This window comes from Rhizobium sp. LARHSG275, assembly GCF_052871115.1.
In genome coordinates, this window is sequence record NZ_JBIXJN010000017.1 from 1 (window position 1) to 22,592 (window position 22,592).

Genomic DNA, 22,592 nt, shown 5'->3' on the forward strand with positions numbered 1-22,592 from the left:
CTCACGAAGATCATTGGAAAGAGGTCGCGTCATTCGATGCTGGCCTCCACTCCAGCCAGCATCTTGAATCACAAAACACACAAAAACGGAATCCCTTCCGATTCAACTAAATCCGGATACGCTCTAGGGTGAGGGGCAGTCGTCGGCGCAGACGACAAGAGGTAACTATCGTCACCAAACACCAAAAAGGCCCCGCATCCGCGGAGCCCTTCCAACTCGGCCTATCGGACGACGTTACCTCCAGTAGGGCGGCACGCCGTAGTAGTCATAGACCCGGCGGCCATTGTCGTTGTACCAGCTGTCGTCATCGTCCGAATAGCTCGGGGCGCCTTCGATCTGCTCCTTGGTCAGGTCGATGCGATAGCCATCCAACTGGGTGTCGTAGTTCAGCTTTTCCCAGGGAAGCGGGTAGTGATCGTGACCAATGCCCAGGAAGCCGCCGAAGCTCAGCACGGCATAGGCGACACGGCCATCGAGCTTTCCGATAATCAGGCGTTCGATCGAGCCGATATGCTTACCATCGGCGCCATAAACGCGGGTGCCTTCGACGCGGTCGCTGGCAATCAGCGAATGCGTGTCCTTGACATTCGGGTCACGGCGGGTGGCGTCAGTATCCTGGTTCAACATTGTGCACCTCCTTTTGGTATTGCTCATGGTGAGTATGCAAGATCAACGTCATGGCGGATTCAAAGTTCCCCACCTGCCGACGATGGCGCGGCGCCCAAATGTTGACGTTTACGTCAAGGTTAGTATAGCTTCATTCGGCTTGAACCGTTCAGGCAATGGCATAAGCTGCCGGACTGGAAGATGGAGGACTCTTCCAGTCAATTGCGGGCCAGTCGATTGCCGGCTCGGCGACGGCGGCGGCGGCAAGGGAGAGAGACAGATGAACAGAATTTCCGTCCATCCGAACGGAGCCAAGCCCGACAAACCCTGGCTTGCCGCCTATCCCGATGTCGTTCCGGCAGAGATTCCGCCGCTGGAATATGCCTCGCTTGCCGAACTGCTGGAAAAATCCTGCGCCCGTTACGCCGACCGGACTGCCTTTTCCAGCATGGGCAAGGCGATGAGCTATCGCGAGCTGGAGAGCCATACGCGCAAACTCGCCGCTTGGCTGCAGAGCACCGGCCTTCAAAAGGGCGACCGCGTCGCCGTGATGATGCCGAATGTGCTGCAGAATCCGATCGCGACCTACGCCATACTGCGCGCCGGCCTCGTGGTGGTGAATGTCAACCCGCTCTATACGCCGCGCGAGCTCGAACACCAGTTGCGGGATTCCGGCGCCAAGGCGATCTTCGTGCTGGAGAATTTCGCCCGCACGGTGGAGCAGGTCCTCAACAAGACGGATCTGCGCCATGTTGTCGTCACCTCGCTCGGGGAAATGCTGGGGCCGAAGGGGCTGATCGTCAATTTCGCCGTGCGCAAGGTGAAGAAGCTCGTTCCCTCCTGGTCGATCCCTCAGCACAAAAGCTTCGGCCAGGTGCTGCGCGAAGGGGCGGCAAAGGGGCTTCAGCCGGTTACGCTTGTTGGCAGCGATATCGCCTTCCTGCAATATACCGGCGGCACGACGGGCGTTGCCAAGGGCGCGGTGCTGACGCATCAGAACCTGCTTGCCAACAAGGCGCAGCTGTCGCTCTGGCTTCGATCGGCCTTCGAGCGCAAGAAGGAGCCGGAGGTGCTGAATTTCCTCTGCGCCCTGCCGCTCTACCACATCTTTGCGCTGACCGTGAATTCGCTGATGGGCATGTCGCTTGGCGCCCACAATATCCTGATCGCCAATCCGCGCGACATTCCCGGTCTCGTCAAGGAATTCGAAAAGTCGAAAGTGCATATCTTTCCCGGCCTCAACACGCTGTTCAATGCGCTGATGAACAATGCCGATTTCGCCAAGCTCGATTTTTCCTCGCTGATCATGTCGCTCGGCGGCGGCATGGCCGTCCAGCGCCCGGTCGCCGAACGCTGGCTGAAGATGACGGGCACGGCGGTGACGGAAGGCTACGGCCTTTCCGAGACGTCGCCTGTTGCCACCGCCAACCGCTTCGATTCGCCCGAATTCACCGGCACGATCGGCCTGCCGCTTCCCTCCACCGAGCTCGATATCCGCGACGAGGAGGGCAATTCGCTGCCGCTCGGCCAGGTCGGCGAGATCTGCATCCGCGGGCCGCAGGTGATGGCCGGCTACTGGCAGAAGCCGGAAGAGACGGCGCGGGCGATGACCGAAGACGGCTACTTCCGCACGGGCGACATGGGTTTCATGGACGAACGCGGCTACACCAAGATCGTCGACCGTAAGAAGGACATGATCCTGGTCTCGGGCTTCAATGTCTATCCGAACGAGATCGAGGAAGTCGCCGCCATGCATGCCGGCATCCTGGAGGCCGCGGCCATCGGCGTGCCGGACGGACATTCGGGCGAGGCCGTAAAACTCTTCGTGGTCAGGAAGGATCCGAACCTGACGGAGGCCGAGGTGAAAGCCCATTGCATCGCCAACCTCACCAACTACAAACGCCCGCGCTTCATCGAATTCCGCACCGAGCTACCGAAGTCGCCGGTCGGCAAGATCCTGCGCAAGGACCTGCGCGGCTGAATTTGACGAATTCAAAGTGTTACAGTGTCCTTTGCACGTCTTTTCAGACGCGCGGCGCTGTCATGAAATTGACAGCCATCCGCTTGCCGCCCAGCAGTCGCGAACTGTTCGCTTTAATTGGGAGTTTTGCTACGCCTTGTCTTGAATATCACCGGCTAAATAGTTCTCCAGCCCATCCAGCAGCGCTTTCCAGCCGTGTTCCCGCCCTTCAGCCCCGTCGCTCGGCGGGATAACGCATAGCTGCTCCACATAAGTCAGCTTCGTCCCGCCGCCGTGTTCGGAAAACAGGACGGTCGCCAGCGACACCGTATGGATACGGCTATTGACCGTCATCGAATAGGCGAACACGATCCTCTTGCGTTCCTTGATCTCGAAATAGTGCGTCTGGTTGGTGTGGGTTCCCATGTCCGTGACGAAGCTGCTGTGCTCAGCTCCTCCCTCGCGAAAGTCGAATTCCGCCAGTCCTTCACCGAACCATGCTTTCTTCTTTTCGGGAATAGCCCACGCCGCCCATACATGATCCACGCAATTGAAAAAAACGCGCTCGATGGTAATCGATCTGTGCTCTTGTTCCGCTTTTGTCACTTTACTGCTCCTGATTTAGGAAGTTGCCAAGCCTGTCGAAACGTTCCCCAAGTCGGGCGCGGTGTTGACGGACCCAATGCTCCACCGGCATCAGCGAGTCTGGAACGAGGCTGACCGTTCTGACCCGCCCGGACTTGTTTGACGCAACGATGCCTGCGTCTTCGAGGACACGGAGGTGTTTCAGGAACGAGGGGCCCGCCATATCAAACGGCCGCGACAGATCGGTCACCGAGGCAGGTCCATCCAAGAGCTTATCGACGACTGCGAGTCGGGTCGGGTCGGACAAAGCCCCGAAAATCTTTGGGAAGTTCACTTCATAGGTATCCATATGGCTACCTTTACGGGGAGCTAATGGATTGGTCAAGATAGATATCCCTGCGGCTATCTTTTTTTATTGACACGCTTTGAGCAGGGGACATGAAGCTTGTTCGCACTTTGCTTGTCGCACAATTTCTCTAACTTCCGCGACAAGCCGCCAGCGCTGAACTTCCTGTGGATCCGCTTCGCAAAACCCACTCGCAAAAGTTTCGCGACAGTTATTTGCGACAGAAAATATTCCACATTTAAGCAAGTGGCGGACTTCTGCCGCGGGTGGCTTTTTTCTATTTCGAGTCATGGCTGAACTTGATTTGCGGGTGATAAAGCGAATAGTTTCCGCAACCCTTCCGCCTCCAAAGGAGCCTCCCATGAACGCCATCGTCGAACAGCTGAAAAGCACCGCTGATGCCACCAAGGCGACCGATATCCGTGCCGCCTTCGCCGCCGATTCGCAGCGCTTTTCGCGCTTTTCCGTTTCGCTCGACGACCTGCTGATGGATTTTTCCAAGACGGCGGTGAATGACGAGATCCTCAAGCTCTTGGTGAAGCTTGCCGAAGACGGCGGCGTCGAGACGAAGCGCGAGGAAATGTTCTCCGGCAAGGCGATCAACTTCACCGAGGATCGCGCCGTTCTGCACACCGCGCTGCGCAACCGCTCCAACACGCCGGTGCTGGTCGACGGCAAGGACGTCATGCCCGACGTCAATGCCGTGCTTGCCGCCATGGGCAAGTTTGCCGACGACGTCCGCTCCGGCACGCTGAAGGGCGCCACCGGCAAGGCGATCACCGATGTCATCAATATCGGCATCGGCGGCTCGGATCTCGGCCCGGTGATGGCAACACTGGCGCTTGCTCCCTTCCATGACGGCCCGCGCGCCCATTTCGTCTCCAACATCGACGGCGCCCATATCGCCGACATCCTGAAGCTGGTGCAGCCGGAAACGACGCTGTTCATCGTCGCCTCGAAGACCTTTACCACCGTCGAGACGATGACCAATGCGCAGACGGCGCGCAATTTCATCGCCAAGGCGCTCGGCGAAGCTGCCGTGCAGCACCACTTCGCCGCCGTCTCGACGGCGCTCGACAAGGTTGCCGCCTTCGGCATCGACAGCGCCCGCGTCTTCGGCTTCTGGGACTGGGTCGGCGGCCGCTACTCGATCTGGTCGGCGATCGGCCTGCCGCTGATGATCGCCGTCGGCCCTGACAATTTCGGCAAGTTCCTCGACGGCGCCCATGCCGTCGACAATCATTTCCGTCAGGCGCCGGTTACCGAAAACCTGCCGATGCTGCTTGGCCTGATCGGCTTCTACCATCGCAACGTGCTGGGCTATCCCACCCGCGCCATCCTGCCCTACGACCAGCGCCTGTCGCGCTTCCCGGCCTATCTGCAGCAGCTCGACATGGAATCGAACGGCAAGGGCGTCACCATCGACGGCACGCCGGTTGAAGGCAATTCCGGCCCGGTCGTCTGGGGCGAGCCCGGTACCAACGGCCAGCACGCCTTCTACCAGCTCATCCATCAAGGCACGAGCATCATCCCGGCCGAATTCATGATCGCCGCCAACGCCTTCGAGCCCGAGCTGCGCCACCAGCACCAGCTGCTGATCTCCAACGTTCTCGCCCAGTCGGAAGCGCTGATGAAGGGGCGCACCTTCGCAGAAGCCAAGAAGCAGCTGACCGACAAGGGCATGGACGACAAGAAAGCCGATTTCATCGCGCCGCACCGGGTCTTTACCGGCAACCGCCCGTCGATCACCTTCGTCTACGACAAGCTGACCCCTTATGCGCTCGGCCGGCTGATTGCGCTTTACGAACACCGCGTCTTCGTCGAAGGCGTGCTCTTCCGCATCAACTCCTTCGACCAGTGGGGTGTCGAGCTCGGCAAGGAACTGGCGACGGGCCTGCTGCCGGTCGTCGAGGGCAAGGAGAGCGCCGCATCGCACGACTCCTCGACGCAGGGTCTGGTTGCGGCGCTGGCGAAGCTGGCGAAGTAAGCATTCGAGATTAACCCTCTCCCCGTTCTGACGGGGAGAGGGGACGTGCCCTGCGAGAGGCGAGTGAGGAACGGAGAGGTCACGGCATGTGCTCTTCTCCCCTCGGGGAGAAGGTGCCGGCAGGCGGATGAGGGGGCCGCACGGCACATCCTTCACCTCATATCCTATCCTGCAGCCGCCCTAAGCACGGTCGAGACGATGCCAGCGCGGTCGAAGCCCGTATAGGCGTTGTAAAGACCGGCTTCGCCGGCCCCCTCATCCGCCCTACGGGCACCTTCTCCCCGCTGGGGAGAAGGGGGAATCGAGAGGCTGCGGGATATCCCTTCACCCCTTTGGGGTCTGGAGGATGGGTCGAGACCAGTGGCTCGGTCAAGTGCTGGCCGCATCTGCCAGAAGGCATCGATGAAGAAAGGCGTGCAGTACGAAACCGGATTGAATGTTCTTCTAATCAAAAATTGTAGAATGAATTCTTTCAATTCGGGGGAATCGCCCTAGATTCAAGCAAAATCTGTGCAGAAAATGCTCCGTTCGTTGTTCGCCTTGGGCCGCCCGCGTCCGGGTCGGCTGCGTCGAAGTCGGCGCCTTTGCTGCATGGTCCCTGCCCAAGTTCGGGAGAAGTCTCAACACGCTCGTCACGCAGCGTTTCATGTCCCATCTTCATTAAAGGAAGCTCATGAGCCGTCTTGTCGTCGTTTCCAATCGTGTTCCCATGCCGGCCAAAGATGGGAGCGCCGCTGCCGGCGGCCTGGCCGTCGCGCTGCAGGCAGCGCTGCAGGAGCGTGGCGGCATTTGGATGGGATGGTCGGGAGAATCGAGCGGGGAGAGGGAACCTGGACCGCTGTCGCAACTGCAACAGGGCAACATCACCTATGCGCTGACCGATCTCACCGACACCGATGTCGAGGAGTATTATCGCGGCTTCGCAAACCGCGTTCTCTGGCCCATCTGCCATTATCGACTGGACCTCGCCGAATATGGCCGCAAGGAAATGGCCGGCTATTTCCGCGTCAACCGCTTCTTCGCGCACAGGCTAGCGCCGATGATCGAGCCGGACGACATCATCTGGGTTCATGATTACCACCTCATTCCGCTGGCGGCGGAACTCCGCCAAATGGGGCTGAAGAACCGGATCGGCTTCTTCCTGCACATTCCCTGGCCGCCGGCCGACATTCTCGTCACGATGCCCGTCCACGAGGAAATCATGCGCGGGCTCTCGCATTACGATCTCGTCGGCTTCCAGACCGACTACGACCTCCAGAACTTTGCCGGATATCTGCGCCGGGAGGGAATTGGCGACGACCTCGGAAATGGATTGTTCGATTCCCATGGGCGGATATTCAAGGCCGGCGCCTATCCGATCGGGATCGAAACCGCTGGTTTCGCCGAATTCGCCGAGAGAGCCGCAAGCAATATCATGGTGCAGAAGACCCGGCGCAGCATCGAAGGCCGGGATATGATCATCGGGGTCGACCGCCTCGATTATTCGAAGGGTATCATTCAGCGGCTGGAAGCGTTCGAACGCTTCCTCACCAGCAATCCTGGCTACCAGAACAAGGTCACCTATCTTCAGGTCACGCCGAAATCGCGATCGGAGGTTCCCGAATACGAGCATATGCAAAAAATGGTCGCCGAACAGGCAGGCCGGGTGAACGGCGCCATTGGAACGGTCGACTGGGTGCCGATCCGCTATGTCAACCGATCGATCAGCCGCAACGTGCTTGCCGGCCTCTACCGCCTGGCGACGATCGGGCTGGTTACGCCGTTGCGCGACGGCATGAACCTCGTCGCCAAGGAATATGTCGCCGCCCAGGATCCCGATCGCCCGGGGGTATTGGTGCTATCGCGCTTCGCCGGTGCGGCTCGCGAGTTGAAGGGTGCGCTGCTAGTCAATCCTTACGATGTCGAAGGCACTGCCAATGCCCTCGCCCGTGGCCTTGCCATGTCGCTGGAGGAGCGCCGCGACCGCTGGAGCATGATGATGGAGCATCTGCTAACCCACGACGTCTCACTCTGGTGCGAAAACTTCTTGGGAGACTTGGTACTTGCTCCCGAGCGTCAACCGGAGCGTGACTCCCGGATCGTCTCTTGATCGGTCGGCACCGATCCGTCCTTCGGACCCGAGGGAAGAAGAGGGAATCGGGACGTTGCGACAAGGAGGAGGCATTCACGGGCGAGATTCCGCGTGACCTGATGCGTGATGCGGCGGATGACTGTCACTCGCCGTTTCGGTTGCGTTGACGCGTCTCAACCCTCGCCTTGGCACGATCGTGTGTGGAAGCTTGATCGCCGAAGCCAGGCCGAGCCTTGCCAGCAGCCGGATGAAATACCAACCGAGATCCAGCTGCCCCGGCTCGATGCCGAGCCGCGCCGAATCCGGAAAGGCGTGATGGTTGCCATGGAAGCTCTCGCCAAAGGTCACCAGCCCGAAACGCGGCAGGTTATAGCCCTGTACCGCGACATCATCGACACTCCAGCCCTGATGGCCGCTCCGATGCGCGAAATGACCGACCAGCCAGTGTCCGGTCAGCGACACCGATATCCGCACGGCGATACCCCAAACCACAAACGGCAGTCCGCCGAGCGCAAGGAGCCCGAGTCCCAGGGGAATTTGCTGCGCCATCCATGTCGCCTCCAGGAAACGATAGAACCGGTCGCGCCGCTCGCGCTCATCGAGGACGAAACGCGGCGGATGGTCCAGCGCCACAATGCAATGCATCTGCCAGAAGGCATCGACGAAGAAAGACCGCCGATGGGCATAGAGGTCATGGCAGTCTCGCTGCCGTTGCGCCCAGTCGCGAATGTCGTGCGCGTAGATCATGCCGAAGGGGCCGGCCATGCCGACCAGCGTACCGAGGTAGACGAGAAAGTGCTCGATCCAGATGTGAGTGCTGAACGAGCGATGGATCAGCAGCCGGTGCATGCCGACCGAATGACCAAGGCAGATCGTGATGGCGGTCAAGAGGATAAACCCGGCAAAGGCGCTCCAGGTGAAGGTCAGCGGGCCACCAATGATGGCAATCAAGGTCATGGCGGTGATCCAGATCGACTTTGCGAGCATCCAGACCACTGTGCCCTTCACCGGATCGCTCCCATTGTCAATCATTCGTCCAGTGGAAATACTGCTCATCGCGAACTCCCTCCCGGCGGGTGCATTCTCCTCTTGAACATCACCCATCAATTCATTAATTAAGCAATTACCTAATTACTTTGCATGAACGGAAACAATTAGGCAATAAATTAATTGCTTAATTGTTTGACGGATTGATGCGATGATGCCGCAGGCACGGAGACCGGATTTGGACGAAGAGACTTTCGATGACGCCGTAGAAGGCCGGTCCGTCAGCGCCGCCCAACGGGTATTCCACGCGCTTTCCAGTGCGTCGCGTCGGAAGATCCTCGCCTATCTCTCGGCATCGGGTCTGACCGCTGGCGAGATCGCTGACCGCTTCAGCATGTCCAAGCCAGCCGTTTCGCAGCATCTTTCCATCCTCGAGGCTGCGGGTCTGATCAGACGAGAGAAACAGGGCCAGTTCGTCCACTATTCCCTGATCGAGAACAACCTCGTCAACACGCTCAACGGCTTCGTGCAGGAGGTCTGCCCGGTCGGTCGCCCGATCAAGAAGGAAAGCCAGGCGCGCACCCGCGCAAAAGAGTAGGCTTGAGCAAGGCAAATCCCGGGCTGGCGTGGCGTCAGAAACATGGTGTCAAGACGATGCCGGCGTGATCGAAGCTCGCATGGGTATTGTTGGAAAGACCGGCTTCGCCGGCCCCCTCATCCGCCCTACGGGCACCTTCTCCCCGAGGGGAGAAGAGGGAATCGAGACGTTGTCGCATATCCCCTTCTCCCCTCGGGGGACCTGGTCGCGGCACTTGCAAAGCTCGCCAAGTAATTCGGCATTTACGCTGCTAGCGAAGCCCATCCGTCACGCGGGCGGGTTTTTTATTTGACCCTGTCGAATCGCAGGGCATGTCGTCGTCTATAGTAGGTCCGACAGAGGAGAAGCCGATGACCGCGACGGATAACGAACTGGTGAACTTTGAGGCAAACGGCGCGCTGCCATTGCCCCCCACGAATGAGCAGGGTTTCGTCGAAAACGAGGGTGCCCGTATCTGGTACGCGAGCTACGGTGCCGGCCCGGCCGCCATTCTGCTGCATGGCGGGCTCGGCAATAGCGGCAATTGGGGTTATCAGGTTCCCGCGCTCATCGACGCCGGTCATCGGGTCTTGGTAATCGACAGCCGCGGGCATGGCCGCAGCACGCGCGATAAGCGCCCCTACACCTATCACCTGATGGCCTCAGACGTGCTGGCCATCATGGATCATATCGGACTTGAGGAAGCGGTCCTTGTCGGCTGGAGTGACGGCGCTTGTACGGCGCTGATCCTCGCCGACCAGCAGCCGGAGCGCGTCTGCGGCGTATTCTTCTTCGCTTGCAACATGGATCCCAGCGGCACCAAGGAATTCAAGGCGACGCCTGTCATCGAGCACTGCTTCAGCCGCCACAGGAAGGATTATCAGGCGCTATCGGCAACACCCGACCAGTTCGAAGCCTTTGTCGCCGATGTCTCGAAGATGATGTCGACGGAGCCGAATTATTCGACGGAGCAGCTCGCAGGCATCAAGGTGCCGGTTTCGATCGTGCTCGGCGAGCACGACGAATTCATCAAGCCTGAGCATGCCGATTATCTGGCAAGGACGATCCCAGATGCGGAGTTCGTGCTGCTGCCCGGCGTCAGCCATTTTGCGCCACTGCAGCAGCCGGACCTCTTCAATCGCGAGGTCCGCGCCTTTCTCGACCGGATCCAATGCGCCTCAGAGGCCTATTTCGCGCGCCCAGGGCGGATTTGCGCCGGCGCGGGAGACGGTGACTGCGGCGGCCTTGGCGCCAAGCGCCAGGGCGTTGCGCAGGGCCTGCTCATCGAGATTGGCGACCTGTGCCTTGGTCAACAGATTGTCCATCTTCAGCGACGCCAGGATGCCGGCATCGAATGTATCGCCGGCGCCGACCGTGTCGACGACGGTGACGCGCTCACTCGGCACCGTCACCTTGCGTTCCCTGGTATAACCGGAGGCGCCTTCCGCGCCCTTGGTGATGACGACGAGCTTGGCGCCGTGGTTCAGCCAATGGGCGGCGAGCGCATCATGGTCGCCCTGCAGGCCGAACCATTCGAGATCTTCGTCGGAAAACTTGACGATGTCGGATTTCGCAGCCATCCGCTTGATGCGGGCCATATGCGACGGCTTGTCCTTGATGAAACCGGGACGGATATTCGGATCGAGCGAGATGACGCGGCGTGCGGCTTCGCGGTCGAGCAGGGCTTCGTAGGTTTCGCCGCAGGGGCTGGGGATCAGGCTGATTGCGCCGAAATGCAGCGCCTCGCAATCATCGCCGAGATCCGGCAGGTCGGCCGTGGTGATCATCCGGCCGGCCGTACCCTCGTCGTAGAAGGCATAGGTCGCCTGGCCGTTCACCAACTTGACGAAGGCGATGGTCGAGGGACGCGGCGTGATGGCGCATGGGCTGTAATCGACATTGCTCGCCTTCAGCGTCTCGAGCAGGATTTCGCCCATCATGTCATCGGCAACGCCAGTGAAGAAGGCGGTGGGGATGCCGAGGCGGCCGAGCGCGATTGCGGTATTGAAGATCGCGCCGCCGGCATAGGGCGCAAAGCCCTTTTCACCGAGGGTGGTGTCCCTCGGCAGCATGTCGATCAGGGCTTCGCCGCAGCACAAAATCATCGTATTCCTCCCAACAGCACTTATACGTTCATCAACCGGTTAGGCGAGCTTTTGTCAACTGGCTAGAGCGAAAGCTCACTCACGCCACCATTCTTTCCCGACCAGGCCAGCGGCGCGTCGAGGAAGGCCTCGACTTCCGACAGCGTCTTGTCGTCGAAGAGCTTCTGTTCTTTGGCAACGGCCAGAACATTACGCCAGGTGGCGATGTGATGCAGCCTGACCTTGCCGTCGGCAAAGCGCTGTTCGCCGAAGATGCCGTAGAAGAACAGCGCGATGCCATGATCGACGATGCCGCCGGCGGCACGGACGGCATCGATGAACTTGAACATGCTGCCGCCAGCCGTCGTCAGGTCTTCGATAACAAGCACGCGCGACCCTTCCGGCATATTGCCTTCGATCTGGGCATTGCGGCCATGGCCCTTCGGCTGCTTGCGCACATAGATCATCGGCAGGCCGAGGCGATCGGCCAGCAGGGCGGCGAAGGGGATGCCTGCGGTCTCGCCGCCGGCGATGCAATCGAACTGCTCGAAGCCGGCATCGCGCAGCAGGGTACTGGCGGCGAAATCCATCACCGTCGAGCGGATGCGCGGGAAGGAGAGCAGCTTGCGGCAATCGATATAGACCGGGCTCGCCATGCCGGAGGCGAGTTTGTAAGGCTGGGTGGCGTTGAAATGCACCGCCCTGATTTCCCAGAGCATCTTGGCCAACAATTCGGCCATCACGGCGCGGTCGGGAAATGTGGTCTGGATCATGCGGCTCTCCTTCGGCTTGGATCCTTGCGGGAATAGCAGCAAGAGCCCGCCGTTTCCAGACGAAAGGCGGGCTATTGCTGCAGCAGGCGGCCGATATCAACGATCTGCATTTTCTTGAACAAGGCAAGCGCCCTCTCGCCCTCCTCCGCATCCAGCGACACGGCATAACGCACGGCGGCGGCAAGAAGCTGCATCGTCAGCCGGGCGATCGCGAGCAGCTCCCTTCGGTCCCGATCCGGCCATAGGCGGATAAGCACGGCGAGAAATGCCTGGGCATGGAATTCCATGTCCTCGGCATCGACCTGTTGCAGCAGCTTATCGGTATGGGTCGCATGCCAGATATCGCGCATGACAGGCTCGCGGCGGAAAAAGGCGTAATATTCATCGGCGATAGCGGCGAGCGCGCCCTGCAGCGCCGCAGCGTCGGTGACTTTCGCCAGTTCCTTTTCAACGCAGCGCCTGCCCTCTTCGTTGAAGCGCTCGGCCAATGTGCGGATGATCGAGGTCTTGTCAGGGAAATATTGGTAGAGGGCGCCGAAGGAGAGACCGGCCTTTTCGACGATCTCGCTCATCTTCAGGCCGTCGCTGCCGTGGCTTTCGATCAGCTCGGCGGCCACCGTCAGGATCTTTTCGAAGCGCTCGCGGCCGCGCTGCTGGCTGGGGATGCGGCGCAGCTGGCCGGTAGACTCCTGCTGGCGCCTGCGCGCTGCGACCGGCTGTTCCGACATGCTCTCTCCTTTTCCACGTTGACAAACAAAATAAGAGAGATTATCTCATTTTGCAAATGAGAGAGTTTCTCTTGTTTTCAAAGTTTGGGAGGAGTTTTGACATGCAGATCATCCTGATCCTATCCCTCGTGGCGGCGGCGATCGGCAGCGGTCTTGTCGCCGGCATCTTCTTCGCCTTCTCGACCTTCATCATGACCGCCTTCTCGCGGATCCCGGCAGAGCAAGGCATCGCGGCGATGAACTCGATCAACGTGACGATCGTCCGCTCGCCCTTCATGGGCCTCTTCGTGCCGACGGCGATCCTCTGCCTCGTCATCGCCGTGCTCGCCCTGATCGACTGGCGCGGCGGGGCATCCTTTCTGATGCTGGCGGGTGCAGCCCTCTACATCTTCGCCTCCTTCCTCTCGACCATCATCTTCAACGTGCCGATGAACGATGCGCTGGCAAAAGTCGGCGGCAACGGGACGGAAGCGGTTCAGCTCTGGACCATCTATGTCAGGGACTGGACGTGGTGGAACCATGTGCGGACCATCGCCTCGCTACTCGCCTCGGTCGCCTTCGTGCGGGCGCTGATGATCGTCTGAACGATTGCTTCTCGGCAATCCGCCGCGCCTTTCAGGAATCGGGTGGCCGGTTCCGGGCGGGCATGCGATGTTGGGCAATCGCCGCGAAAGGACCGTCATGTTTACGCTTCACGATTATCTGCCCTCGCAAAATGGCTGGAAGGTCCGGGTTCTGCTCGGCCTGCTCGACAAACCCTACCGCAGCCGTATCGTCTCGATCTTCGAGGGCGAGAGCCGCACCGAGGCGTTTCTCAAACTCAATCCGGTGGGCGCCATCCCGGTTCTCGAACTCGACGATGGACGTCCGATCGCCGAATCTAATGCGATCCTCACTTTTCTCGCCGAAGGCACACCCTTCCTGCCGTCAGACCACTATCTGCGCGCCAAGGTCATGCAATGGCTGTTCTTCGAACAGTATCATGTCGAGCCGGTCATCGGCTCGCTGCGATTCTGGACGTTGACCGGACGGCTGGAGCGTAACCAGAGCATGATTGCGGGCAAGCGCGAAGCCGCAGCCCGCGCGCTTGCCGCCATCGATCGCAGCCTGACCGACAGCCTGTTTCTTGTCGACCAGCAGCTGACGATCGCCGATATCGCCGTTTACGCCTATAGCCACCGGGCCGAGGATTGCGGCTTTACTCTCGCAGGCTATCCCGCCTTCGCCGCCTGGTCCGACCGGCTTCGAGGTGCCATCGGGGCAGATTATCCGGTCTATCCCTATAGTATGGACCCGCATTCGGCCGGCTAAGACAAAATCCGCCTCGTGGCCCGACCGGGAGCTTGGCGATTGCGCCGGGGCCAGCCGTTCCGGCTATTTGCCAGCATCCGGGTGCGGAACGCGCACCAGGCGGAGCTCACAGCGAGCAACAAGAACAAGCCTGCGAAAATGACCCACAAAAACCGCCTTGCGTCAGGTTGTCACCCTCGGGAGTGAGGCAGATGGGTAGGGCCTGTGATATGCAATCTCGGAACTTCCAGTACCTTTCATAGAATAACCATCCGAAAATGTTCCTCTGGCAAGCATGTCCGCGACCCCATGGCTCCGGCATTGCGCCCTTTTAGACCGGACAGCTGGAGGAAGCAGCTAGCAACTTTTCCCCCGATATATCTTGCTCTGACTAAGAAGAAACCGTACGGCGCTGCTACACGTCTCTTCTCCCCAGCGGGGAGAAGGTGCCGGCAGGCGGTTGAGGGGGTGAGCGGCAAAGCCGCGAGTGTCCGGAGCGCAAGCGAAGGGCAATGAATGGAATGCCGTGTGGCCCCCTCATCCGACCCTTCGGGCCACCTTCTCCCCGCTGGGGAGAAGAGGGAGCCAAGCCGTGACCATGTAGCGGTAGTCCTTGCCTGAGAGTTCGGCGTGACAGGCCCGCACATTCGCGACGCGGACGAAGGCCTTGGCGCCGGGGCTGGCGTCGCCGGAATGTTCGCTGAGGTTGTCTGGATGCATTCACCTTAACGCAGAAGCGTCGCGGGGCGGCTGGCCGCATCCGGGCGAGGGCGATGTTATGGGAGGTCAGCCGGGAATCAAGACGCGGTGCGCGTTGCTTCGACGGGAACCGCCTTGAGGTAGCTGGCAAGTTCGACCCGGTTGCGGCCGGCGCGCTTGGCGACGTAGAGCGCCTTGTCGGCAGCATTCAGCATGGCGTCGAAATCCAAGCTCTTCGAACGGCCGGGGGCGACGCCGACGCTGACCGTGCATGTCAGCACTTCGTCGTCGATATGGATCTCGCGCGCTTCGAACGCCCTGCGGATGCGCTCGGCCGTCAGTTCCGCCCGGCCGGGCATGATCTCCTTCAGCACCAGCACGAATTCCTCGCCGCCGAGACGAGCAGCGGTGTCGCAGGTTCGGCAATGGGCCGAAAGCTCGCCGGCGAAGACATTGAGCACGCGGTCGCCGGCGGCATGGCCGAAGCGATCGTTGACGGATTTGAAATGGTCGATATCGAAGACGATGACGGCCGTGGTCGTTCCCATCGGACGCGTGCCGTATTGGTCGAGGAGGGCACGACGGTTGAGCAGGCCGGTCAGCGGATCGGTGATCGCATCGAGACGATGGCGGGCAGCGAGCCGCCATTGATGCAGCGCCAGCGACAGCGCGCCGATACCGGTCATGCCGGCAATGCAGACGGCAAGGCTCAGATCTTCGGCCCAGTTGCTGGGGGCTTTGCCGAGCACCAGCTTGCCGTCGGAGATCAGCACAGCGGCGCACAGAACGAAGGAGATCGCCGTCAGCGTATAGAGCGTGGCAATGCCGAGGAGCGGCGCGGGTGCTTCCGCGCGGGCGAGCCAATATTGCCGGGCGGTGGCAAAGAGCAAAAGGGCGATGGCGAGATTGTCGGCGATGAAAGCCAGGCCATCATAGCCCGATAGCATCGGCACGACGGAGAAGACCATCGCCGCAAGCGCGCGGATCGCGATGGAAAGGAGAGACATCCGGCCGGTGAGGAATTGTTTGCCTGCTCCCCAGATGGTTGCAAAACCGGCATGAAACAACATGAAATTGGCAACGCCGAGCCATGTCTTGGGCGTATTGACATAGCCGCTATAGACGAAAATGCCGCTGACGACGAGGACAAGGCCGACGGTGGCGGTGAGCAGCACGGTTTCCGCGCGACGGACAAGCCAGCTGCCCATCAGCGTCACCGCAAGGCAGGCCGCGGAGACGCCGAGCGCCAACAACAGGGAGTTATAGTCAAGCATCATGCTTTTCAGTCTCGGCAGCTGTCGTCGCATCGAATGGCGGCTTACCGGTCTGCGAGGAGAAATGTCTTATGCATCCGTTAACAAATGATGCACTGCACAATGCAAATGTTACGCGTTTAACGTCGCGTCGAAGTTTAAAATGAATATTCTATTTAAAATTGAAATCCGAAAGCTTACTCCTGGTGCATCACCTGCCAGTGCAGGGGAAACATCGGATCGAACACCGTCACCGGACCGGCGCCGGTTTCAATCCTCGCGGGAAAGACGACCGGCTCGGCCTGCCGTGACAGGGTGATGCGCTCCTCGTTCGGCTGCAGCCCGTACCAGGCCGGCCCGTTCAGCGACACGAAGGCTTCGAGCCGTTCCAGGGCGCCCTCCTGTTCGAAGACATGGGCGAGGCAGCTCATCGTATTGACCGAGGTATAGATGCCGGCGCAGCCGCAGGCGCATTCCTTCAGCGGATCGACATGCGGGGCGGAATCCGTGCCGAGGAAGAAGCGCGGGTCGCCGCTGACGGCCGCCGCACGCAAGGCCAGCCGGTGGTTTTCGCGCTTGGCGACGGGCAGGCAGTAATAATGCGGGCGGATGCCGCCGACGAGGATGGCGTTGCGGTTGATGATCAGATGGTGGGTAGTGATCGAGCCGGCGAGGTTGCCCTTGGCTGCCTTGATGTAGTCGACGCCATCCCATGTCGTCACATGCTCCATCGTCACCTTCAGTTCCGGCAGGCGCTGGCGAAGCGGATCGAGCACGGTGTCGATGAAGACGGCCTCGCGGTCGAAAATATCGACCTCCGGCGTCGTCACCTCGCCATGGACGCAGAGCGGCAGGCCGATCTTTGCCATGCGCTCCAGCACCGGCATCGCCTTTTCCATGTCGCGGACGCCGCCATGCGAATTGGTCGTGGCGCCGGCGGGATAAAGCTTGACGGCGGTGATGAGGCCGCTGTTCTTCCCCTCCTCCACGTCATCCGGGCTGGTATGTTCGGTGAGATAAAGTGTCATCAGCGGCTGGAAGCGATGGCCGTCCGGCAAGGCCTTGAGGATGCGCTCGCGATAGGCCCTGGCGTCAGCTGACGTGACGACCGGCGGCACGAGATTGGGCATGATGATGGCGCGGGCGAAGGTGCGGCTCGTATCAGCGATCACGCCCTCCAGCATGGCGCCGTCGCGCAGATGCAGGTGCCAGTCATCAGGACGGCGGATGGTGATCGATTGCATGGCAGGCCTCCGAAGCGATGCGTCTGCGGTCTCGATAACACTAAAGCGCATCGCATTGAAATTGATTCATGCGGCGGGCTTTCGCTCTTTTCATGCCCGCTGCTCTATCTCCGAACCGATCTTATCAGGCACAATGCCGCTCCGAGCAGACAGAGACCGGCGCAAAGCTCGAACAACGACCAGTAGCCAAAGGATTGCGCCCAAAGGCCGGTCCCGAGCCCCGAGAAAAGAAGGCCGGCATTCGCGCTATTGCCAAAGAGGGCCGCTGCGATTCCAGCCCTGCCAGGCAACAGATCCTGCAAATGAGCCATGCCGACGATACTGATGATCGCGATGCCTGTCGCCCGCAGCAACTGCGCAAGGTAGAGCGTCGTCAGTGAAGGCCAGGGGATCGGCAACAGGTAATAGACGGCGAAGACCCCGAAGCCGGCCAGCAGGAGCAGCCTGTTCGCCCCGCGTGCCGGCCGAAACACGAACAGGCTCATCACAATCACCTCAAGAAGCGCGCAGAGGCTGAACAGCAGGCCGACGTCCGCCTCGGATCCCAACTGCTGGGCAACGACGATCGACACGGCATTGGCACCGGTGAACATGGCCGTGTGAAAGGCGGTAAGCGCCAACACGGCAGGCGCTGTGGACATCAAAACGTCCAGCGTCAGGCGCTGCCGGCTAGCTGTATCCGCCACGACCTTGATGCGGCTCACCAGCACGACCGCCAGCGCCAAGGCGGCGAGCAAAGCTGCGCCGACATAGATGCCATCGAGGTCCCAGTAGCGAACAAGAATGGCGCCCAGGGCTGGCCCGACGGCCCAACTCAGCGAATTGCACGTGCGCAGCGCCGCCGTGCCCTTGGCGCTCGTCTGCTCGCCTGTGCGATCGAGATAGCCTTTCGCCGTCGCAAACAGCAGGGAGAACGAGGCAGAACTGATACCGAAGAGGACGGCCGCGTTGAGAAACAGCATCCACGGTTCGCTCGCCACCGCGCAGAGACCGAACCCAGCCATCTTGGCCAGCAAGGATATCAGCAACGGCCACATCATCGGCTTGCGGTCGTGAAAGTGGCCAAAGATCGTCGTGACGACGATGCCTGAGATCGCCGACAGGCTTAGAAAAGCTCCCAACTGCAGAGGCGACATGCCGATCTTATCAACGGCGAGCAGGGCGATGTAACTGAAGGCCATTGCCTCGGCGAGCATAGCGAAGAGGATTGCAGTCAGTGCGGCAGGGAAGAATGGAACGCGAAAAAGGGCGAAGATCGCGCGCGTGATGGGAAAGCTGAACGTCATGTGTCATCTCCAACGGGATGAGGAAGAGGCATGAACGCACAGACTTCATCGAAAATCCGGCGAGGCGAGCCCGACGCATCGCGTGACTTCTTACATGACGGACATGCCGGCATCCCGCCAAAGGAGGGCACCGACCAAACGGCAGGGTGTGTGGATGTTATCCTTCGCGACCATACTCAAGCGCAAGCCTCTTTTGCCCGATTTCGGCCGACTTGCTGCGAAACCTTGATTCACAAGAGGCGCTGCCAGCACCTTGTTATGCCTATCGGCATCCGGAACCGCTACGCGGGCCGGGCGGCATGGATTGTTCCCATGTGAGAACAATCCGCGGCATCACGCCAGCGCGATCTCCAGCGTCACATCCGCCGGGCGGCGGTTTTCGAGGATCAGCCGGCCGTTCGGCAGGTCGTTGCCGTAGACCTTGGCGCTGGCGGCCTCCTCGGTGAGGTTATAACCGCGCCAGCGCGCCCAGAGCCGTTCCTCGAGCACTTCGATCGGCGGCGCCAGCATGATCGAAAAATCGAAGACGCCTTCGAGTTCGGCCCATTTGCCGAGCGAAAGGAGCAGATAATTGCCCTCGACGATAATGAAGCGGTGATCGGGGGAAACAGGTCGGGCGGACGCTATCGCGAGTTCACGCGAGCGATCGAATACCGGCACCAGAACTTCCTGATCGGCCAGCCTGACGGCGCGGATGATATCGAGGAAACCGCGGACATCGAAGGTCTCCGGGATGCCCTTGCGCGCCAGCAGGCCGCGTTCGATCAGGATGGCGTTGTCCATGTGAAAACCATCCATCGGCAGGACTTCGGCACTTTCACCCCTGGCCTTCAGCGCTTCAGCCAAATTGTCGGCCAAGGTCGATTTGCCGGCGCCCGGAGGTCCGGCGATGGCGACCAGGAAACGCTTGGAATGGCCGGCGCGGTCAAGAACTGCGCCGGCGATTTCATCGATGCGTGCGTTCATGCGGCGACCGGCTCCGTCGGCACCGCCTTGGCGCCGGTCATGAAGGCGACGGCGTCGGACATGGTGTATTCCTTCGGATCGATCACCGTCAGCCGCCGGCCGAGGCGGTGGATATGGATCCGGTCGGCCACTTCGAAGACATGCGGCATGTTGTGGGAGATCAGCACGATCGGCAGGCCACGGGCGCGCACGTCGAGGATCAGTTCCAGCACGCGGCGGCTTTCCTTGACGCCAAGCGCTGCCGTCGGTTCGTCCATGATGATGACCTTCGAGCCGAAGGCGGCGGCGCGGGCGACCGCGACACCCTGGCGCTGACCGCCGGAGAGCGTTTCCACCGCCTGATTGATGTTCTGGATTGTCATCAGGCCGAGTTCGGACAGCTTGTTGCGCGCCAGCTTTTCCATGGCCGGCCGGTCGAGCATGCGGAACATCGAACCGAGCACGCCGGATTTGCGGATCTCGCGGCCGAGGAACATGTTGTCGGCGATCGACAGCGCCGGCGACAGCGCGAGGTTCTGGTAGACGGTCTCGATGCCGGCCTCGCGCGCTTCCATCGGCGAGCGGAACTGCACCTGCCGGCCTTCGAGGGTGATCACCCCCTCGTCGGGGGTGACGGCGCCGGATATCGCCTTGATCAGCGAGGACTTGCCGGCGCCGTTGTCGCCGATGACGGCGAGGATTTCACCCGGATAGAGATCGAAATCGGCATTGTCGAGCGCGGTCACGCGGCCATAGCGCTTGACGAGACCGCGGGCGGTGAGAAGGGGTTCGCGATCCATGATTACACCGAAACCTTTCTGATCCACTGATCGATAGCGACGGCGGCGATGATCAGCACGCCTGTCAAAAGGACTTTCCATTGCGGGTCGGCGCCGAGCATGTTGAGGCCCATCGAGACGACGCCGACGATCATGGCACCGAAGAGCGTGCCGAGGATGGAGCCGCGGCCGCCGAACAGCGAGATGCCGCCGATCACAGTCGCAGTGATCGCCTGGAGGTTAAAATCGGTGACGGCCGAGGACGGCGAGATCGAGCCGTTGCGGCCGATCGAGACCCAGGCGGCCAAGCCGGCAATGACGCCCGAGATGGCGTAAACGGTCAGCAGCACCTTCTTGGTCTGAATGCCGGAGAGCTTGGCTGCCTCCGGATCGTCGCCGACGGCATAGACATGCCGGCCCCAGGCGGTGTGATTGAGGACATACCAGAGGACCACGACGAGCAGCACCATGGCGATGACGCCGACGGTCAGCACGGCGCTGCCGAGCTTGAAGCTCACGGCGAAAAGATGCAGCAGCGGCGCCTTTTCGTCGACGTCGGTGTCGCGGATCGTCTCATTGGCGGAATAGATGAAATTCGTCGCCATGACGATGTTCCAGGTGCCGAGCGTGACGATGAAGGGCGGCAGCTTCATGTAGGCGACGAGGAAGCCGTTCAGCAATCCGCAAAGGCCGCCGACAAGCATGCCGGCTGCGACCGCGATCGGCGTCGGTATGCCGTAGGTGATGGCGACATTGCCCATGATCACCGCCGAGATCACCATGATGACGCCGATCGAAAGATCGATGCCGGCAGTCAGGATGACCAGCGTCTGGGCGGCGCCGAGAATACCGACGATGGCGATCTGCTGCAGGATCAGGGTCAGCGTATAGGACGAGAAGAACCGTCCGCCGATGGTGATCCCGAAAATGATGATCGCCAGCACCAGCACGATCAGCGGCACGGCGGCCGGCGTCGAGTGGAGAAAATGCTGCGCGCGCTTGATCAGCGAGACATTCTCGTGCTCGAAGGAGGCAACGCTCTTGTCGCTGCCGTCGAGGACACGTTCGAATTCCTGTGTTCCGGTCATGGTTCCTCCTCCGCATCCGCGCGCCGAACTCGCGCGGGGGCCGTCACCGATATCCATCCGGTCTTTGATTAGCCGGTTCGTGAGGCGACGGCACATCGTCCGTCGAAAACGGCCGGGGATCAAGCCCCGGCCGGTCTGCTTTCAACAATCAGGGCTCAGCCCCAGCACTTGTCGGTGCCTTCCTTGGTGTCGATCGACTTGACGCCGGAAACCGGCTTGTCGGTGACGAGCGAGACGCCGGTGTCGTAGAAGGACTTGCCTTCGGTCGGCTTCGGCTTTTCACCACTGTCAGCGAACTTCTTGATCGCTTCGACGCCAAGGGCTGCCATCATCAGCGGATATTGCTGCGAGGTGGCGCCGATGACGCCTTCCTTGACCGACTTCACGCCCGGGCAGCCACCGTCGACCGAGACGATCAGCACGTTCTTTTCCATGCCGACAGCCTTCAGCGCCTGATAGGCGCCGACAGCGGCCGGCTCGTTGATCGTGTGGATGACGTTGATGCTCGGATCCTTCTGCAGAAGGTTTTCCATGGCCTTGCGGCCGCCTTCTTCATTGCCGTTGGTCACGTCATGACCGACGATACGAGCATCGTCCTCGTCGCCGATCTTGTTCGGGTCCTTCGGATCGATGCCGAAGCCCATCATGAAGCCCTGGTCGCGCAGAACGTCGACCGTCGGCTGCGACGGGGTCAGGTCGAGGAAGCCGACCTTAGCGTCCTTCACCTTGTCGCCCAGCGTTTCCTTGGCCCACTGGCCGATCAGCTTGCCGGCGAGCAGGTTGTCGGTGGCGAAGGTGGCGTCGGCGGCATCGGCCGGCTCGAGCGGCGTGTCGAGAGCGATGACCAGCAGGCCGGCATCACGGGCCTTCTTGACCGAAGACACGATGCCCTTGGTGTCGGAAGCAGCAATCAGGATGCCCTTTGCGCCGTCGGCAATGCAGCTTTCGATCGCGGCCACCTGGCTTTCGCTGTCACCGTCGACCTTGCCGGCATAGGACTTCAGCGAGACGCCGAGTTCCTTGGCCTTGGCCGTCGCACCTTCCTTCATCTTGACGAAGAAGGGGTTGGTGTCGGTCTTGGTGATCAGGCAGGCAGCCACGTCAGCCGCCATGACAGGAGCGGAAAAGGTGACACCAAGCGCGAGCGCGCCGAAAGCGAGAACGGATTTCTTCATGGAACTCCTCCCAGAGTTTGCCGGCGCCGCCCCTGCGGGGCCGGAAGCTTAAGATATGACACTTCGCCGTGGATCGCTAATGCCTCCCAGCGGTCCCGTGCCCTTGACGACGGCAATTAAGAGCGAAAA

20 protein-coding genes and 2 pseudogenes are annotated in these 22,592 nt (G+C 60.8%); 7 read left to right on the plus strand and 15 right to left on the minus strand.

Going from position 1 to position 22,592, the window contains the following annotated elements; genetic code table 11:
- Positions 1-234: 234 nt before the first annotated feature.
- Positions 235-627, minus strand: a complete 393-nt coding sequence (locus ACIPSK_RS22235) for a PRC-barrel domain-containing protein (RefSeq protein ID WP_162119672.1) — start codon at positions 625-627, stop codon at positions 235-237.
- A gap of 259 nt (positions 628-886) precedes the next feature.
- Here ACIPSK_RS22235 and ACIPSK_RS22240 point away from each other — a divergent pair, with 259 nt between their 5' ends.
- Positions 887-2,587, plus strand: coding sequence for a long-chain fatty acid--CoA ligase (locus tag ACIPSK_RS22240; protein ID WP_162119671.1), 1,701 nt, complete (start codon positions 887-889; stop codon positions 2,585-2,587).
- 129 nt (positions 2,588-2,716) lie between these two features.
- Here the strand turns inward: ACIPSK_RS22240 and ACIPSK_RS22245 are convergent, their stop codons facing one another.
- The gene (locus tag ACIPSK_RS22245) at positions 2,717-3,172 is read right to left on the minus strand and encodes an SRPBCC domain-containing protein (RefSeq protein WP_162119670.1); all 456 of its coding nucleotides are present in this window, start codon (positions 3,170-3,172) and stop codon (positions 2,717-2,719) included.
- A 1-nt stretch (position 3,173) separates the two neighbouring features.
- The gene (locus ACIPSK_RS22250) at positions 3,174-3,500 is read right to left on the minus strand and encodes an ArsR/SmtB family transcription factor (RefSeq protein WP_168724998.1); all 327 of its coding nucleotides are present in this window, start codon (positions 3,498-3,500) and stop codon (positions 3,174-3,176) included.
- 358 nt (positions 3,501-3,858) lie between these two features.
- Between ACIPSK_RS22250 and pgi the strand changes: the two genes are divergently transcribed.
- Entirely contained in the window at positions 3,859-5,484 is a 1,626-nt protein-coding gene (gene pgi / locus ACIPSK_RS22255; RefSeq protein ID WP_162119669.1) for a glucose-6-phosphate isomerase, read from the plus strand.
- A 673-nt stretch (positions 5,485-6,157) separates the two neighbouring features.
- Complete coding sequence (gene otsA, locus ACIPSK_RS22260; RefSeq protein ID WP_162119311.1) at positions 6,158-7,573, plus strand: alpha,alpha-trehalose-phosphate synthase (UDP-forming); 1,416 nt, start codon at positions 6,158-6,160, stop codon at positions 7,571-7,573.
- Between the two features lie 75 nt (positions 7,574-7,648).
- Here otsA and ACIPSK_RS22265 read toward each other — a convergent pair whose 3' ends face one another.
- Positions 7,649-8,611 (minus strand): acyl-CoA desaturase, encoded by a 963-nt coding sequence (locus ACIPSK_RS22265; protein WP_162119310.1) that lies wholly within the window; start codon positions 8,609-8,611, stop codon positions 7,649-7,651.
- A 169-nt stretch (positions 8,612-8,780) separates the two neighbouring features.
- Between ACIPSK_RS22265 and ACIPSK_RS22270 the strand changes: the two genes are divergently transcribed.
- Both ACIPSK_RS22270 and ACIPSK_RS22275 read left to right on the plus strand, forming a co-directional pair.
- Entirely contained in the window at positions 8,781-9,140 is a 360-nt protein-coding gene (locus ACIPSK_RS22270) for a metalloregulator ArsR/SmtB family transcription factor (RefSeq protein ID WP_162119309.1), read from the plus strand.
- Positions 9,141-9,490: 350 nt separating this feature from the next.
- Positions 9,491-10,288: pseudogene (locus tag ACIPSK_RS22275) on the plus strand (alpha/beta fold hydrolase); the annotation flags it as partial.
- Positions 10,289-10,297: 9 nt separating this feature from the next.
- Here the strand turns inward: ACIPSK_RS22275 and ACIPSK_RS22280 are convergent.
- The 3 genes from ACIPSK_RS22280 to ACIPSK_RS22290 form a co-directional block, all read right to left on the minus strand.
- A complete protein-coding gene (locus ACIPSK_RS22280; protein WP_162119308.1) occupies positions 10,298-11,224 on the minus strand; it encodes a carbohydrate kinase family protein in 927 nt (308 codons plus the stop codon).
- A 62-nt stretch (positions 11,225-11,286) separates the two neighbouring features.
- Positions 11,287-11,976: an orotate phosphoribosyltransferase gene (locus ACIPSK_RS22285; RefSeq protein WP_162119307.1), complete on the minus strand. Its 690-nt coding sequence runs from the start codon at positions 11,974-11,976 to the stop codon at positions 11,287-11,289.
- A gap of 71 nt (positions 11,977-12,047) precedes the next feature.
- A complete protein-coding gene (locus tag ACIPSK_RS22290; RefSeq protein WP_162119306.1) occupies positions 12,048-12,704 on the minus strand; it encodes a TetR family transcriptional regulator in 657 nt (218 codons plus the stop codon).
- Positions 12,705-12,805: 101 nt separating this feature from the next.
- Between ACIPSK_RS22290 and ACIPSK_RS22295 the strand changes: the two genes are divergently transcribed.
- Both ACIPSK_RS22295 and ACIPSK_RS22300 read left to right on the plus strand, forming a co-directional pair.
- Positions 12,806-13,288 (plus strand): anthrone oxygenase family protein, encoded by a 483-nt coding sequence (locus ACIPSK_RS22295; RefSeq protein ID WP_162119305.1) that lies wholly within the window; start codon positions 12,806-12,808, stop codon positions 13,286-13,288.
- 97 nt (positions 13,289-13,385) lie between these two features.
- Positions 13,386-14,015, plus strand: coding sequence for a glutathione S-transferase family protein (locus tag ACIPSK_RS22300; RefSeq protein WP_162119304.1), 630 nt, complete (start codon positions 13,386-13,388; stop codon positions 14,013-14,015).
- Between the two features lie 576 nt (positions 14,016-14,591).
- Here ACIPSK_RS22300 and ACIPSK_RS22305 read toward each other — a convergent pair.
- From ACIPSK_RS22305 to ACIPSK_RS22340, 8 genes and pseudogenes are all read right to left on the minus strand, one after another.
- Positions 14,592-14,702 (minus strand): annotated as a pseudogene (locus ACIPSK_RS22305) (glyoxalase superfamily protein); the annotation flags it as partial.
- Between the two features lie 89 nt (positions 14,703-14,791).
- Positions 14,792-15,970, minus strand: coding sequence for a GGDEF domain-containing protein (locus ACIPSK_RS22310; RefSeq protein ID WP_162119303.1), 1,179 nt, complete (start codon positions 15,968-15,970; stop codon positions 14,792-14,794).
- A gap of 173 nt (positions 15,971-16,143) precedes the next feature.
- On the minus strand, positions 16,144-17,190 hold the full coding sequence (pyrC, locus tag ACIPSK_RS22315) for a dihydroorotase (RefSeq protein ID WP_162119302.1): 1,047 nt from the start codon (positions 17,188-17,190) through the stop codon (positions 16,144-16,146).
- A gap of 104 nt (positions 17,191-17,294) precedes the next feature.
- Positions 17,295-18,476: an MFS transporter gene (locus tag ACIPSK_RS22320; protein ID WP_162119301.1), complete on the minus strand. Its 1,182-nt coding sequence runs from the start codon at positions 18,474-18,476 to the stop codon at positions 17,295-17,297.
- Positions 18,477-18,809: 333 nt separating this feature from the next.
- Complete coding sequence (locus ACIPSK_RS22325; RefSeq protein WP_162119300.1) at positions 18,810-19,442, minus strand: nucleoside triphosphate hydrolase; 633 nt, start codon at positions 19,440-19,442, stop codon at positions 18,810-18,812.
- The gene (locus tag ACIPSK_RS22330; protein WP_017966817.1) at positions 19,439-20,221 is read right to left on the minus strand and encodes an ATP-binding cassette domain-containing protein; all 783 of its coding nucleotides are present in this window, start codon (positions 20,219-20,221) and stop codon (positions 19,439-19,441) included. Before ACIPSK_RS22330 ends, ACIPSK_RS22325 begins: the two co-directional genes overlap by 4 nt.
- A gap of 2 nt (positions 20,222-20,223) precedes the next feature.
- Positions 20,224-21,288 carry an ABC transporter permease gene (locus ACIPSK_RS22335; RefSeq protein WP_026154411.1) on the minus strand — a complete coding sequence of 355 codons (1,065 nt, stop codon included), beginning with the start codon at positions 21,286-21,288 and terminating at the stop codon, positions 20,224-20,226.
- A gap of 155 nt (positions 21,289-21,443) precedes the next feature.
- Positions 21,444-22,463, minus strand: a complete 1,020-nt coding sequence (locus ACIPSK_RS22340) for a sugar ABC transporter substrate-binding protein (protein WP_017966815.1) — start codon at positions 22,461-22,463, stop codon at positions 21,444-21,446.
- Positions 22,464-22,592: the final 129 nt, after the last annotated feature.

Coding starts and splice junctions, on each gene's coding strand:
- ACIPSK_RS22235 (WP_162119672.1), bottom strand. CDS start 627: ATGTTGAACCAGGATACTGACGCCACCCGCCGTGACCCGAATGTCAAG.
- ACIPSK_RS22240 (WP_162119671.1), top strand. CDS start 887: ATGAACAGAATTTCCGTCCATCCGAACGGAGCCAAGCCCGACAAACCC.
- ACIPSK_RS22250 (WP_168724998.1), bottom strand. CDS start 3,500: ATGGATACCTATGAAGTGAACTTCCCAAAGATTTTCGGGGCTTTGTCC.
- pgi (WP_162119669.1), top strand. CDS start 3,859: ATGAACGCCATCGTCGAACAGCTGAAAAGCACCGCTGATGCCACCAAG.
- otsA (WP_162119311.1), top strand. CDS start 6,158: ATGAGCCGTCTTGTCGTCGTTTCCAATCGTGTTCCCATGCCGGCCAAA.
- ACIPSK_RS22265 (WP_162119310.1), bottom strand. CDS start 8,611: ATGAGCAGTATTTCCACTGGACGAATGATTGACAATGGGAGCGATCCG.
- ACIPSK_RS22280 (WP_162119308.1), bottom strand. CDS start 11,224: ATGATTTTGTGCTGCGGCGAAGCCCTGATCGACATGCTGCCGAGGGAC.
- ACIPSK_RS22285 (WP_162119307.1), bottom strand. CDS start 11,976: ATGATCCAGACCACATTTCCCGACCGCGCCGTGATGGCCGAATTGTTG.
- ACIPSK_RS22290 (WP_162119306.1), bottom strand. CDS start 12,704: ATGTCGGAACAGCCGGTCGCAGCGCGCAGGCGCCAGCAGGAGTCTACC.
- ACIPSK_RS22295 (WP_162119305.1), top strand. CDS start 12,806: ATGCAGATCATCCTGATCCTATCCCTCGTGGCGGCGGCGATCGGCAGC.
- ACIPSK_RS22300 (WP_162119304.1), top strand. CDS start 13,386: ATGTTTACGCTTCACGATTATCTGCCCTCGCAAAATGGCTGGAAGGTC.
- ACIPSK_RS22310 (WP_162119303.1), bottom strand. CDS start 15,970: ATGATGCTTGACTATAACTCCCTGTTGTTGGCGCTCGGCGTCTCCGCG.
- pyrC (WP_162119302.1), bottom strand. CDS start 17,190: ATGCAATCGATCACCATCCGCCGTCCTGATGACTGGCACCTGCATCTG.
- ACIPSK_RS22320 (WP_162119301.1), bottom strand. CDS start 18,476: ATGACGTTCAGCTTTCCCATCACGCGCGCGATCTTCGCCCTTTTTCGC.
- ACIPSK_RS22325 (WP_162119300.1), bottom strand. CDS start 19,442: ATGAACGCACGCATCGATGAAATCGCCGGCGCAGTTCTTGACCGCGCC.
- ACIPSK_RS22330 (WP_017966817.1), bottom strand. CDS start 20,221: ATGGATCGCGAACCCCTTCTCACCGCCCGCGGTCTCGTCAAGCGCTAT.
- ACIPSK_RS22335 (WP_026154411.1), bottom strand. CDS start 21,288: ATGACCGGAACACAGGAATTCGAACGTGTCCTCGACGGCAGCGACAAG.
- ACIPSK_RS22340 (WP_017966815.1), bottom strand. CDS start 22,463: ATGAAGAAATCCGTTCTCGCTTTCGGCGCGCTCGCGCTTGGTGTCACC.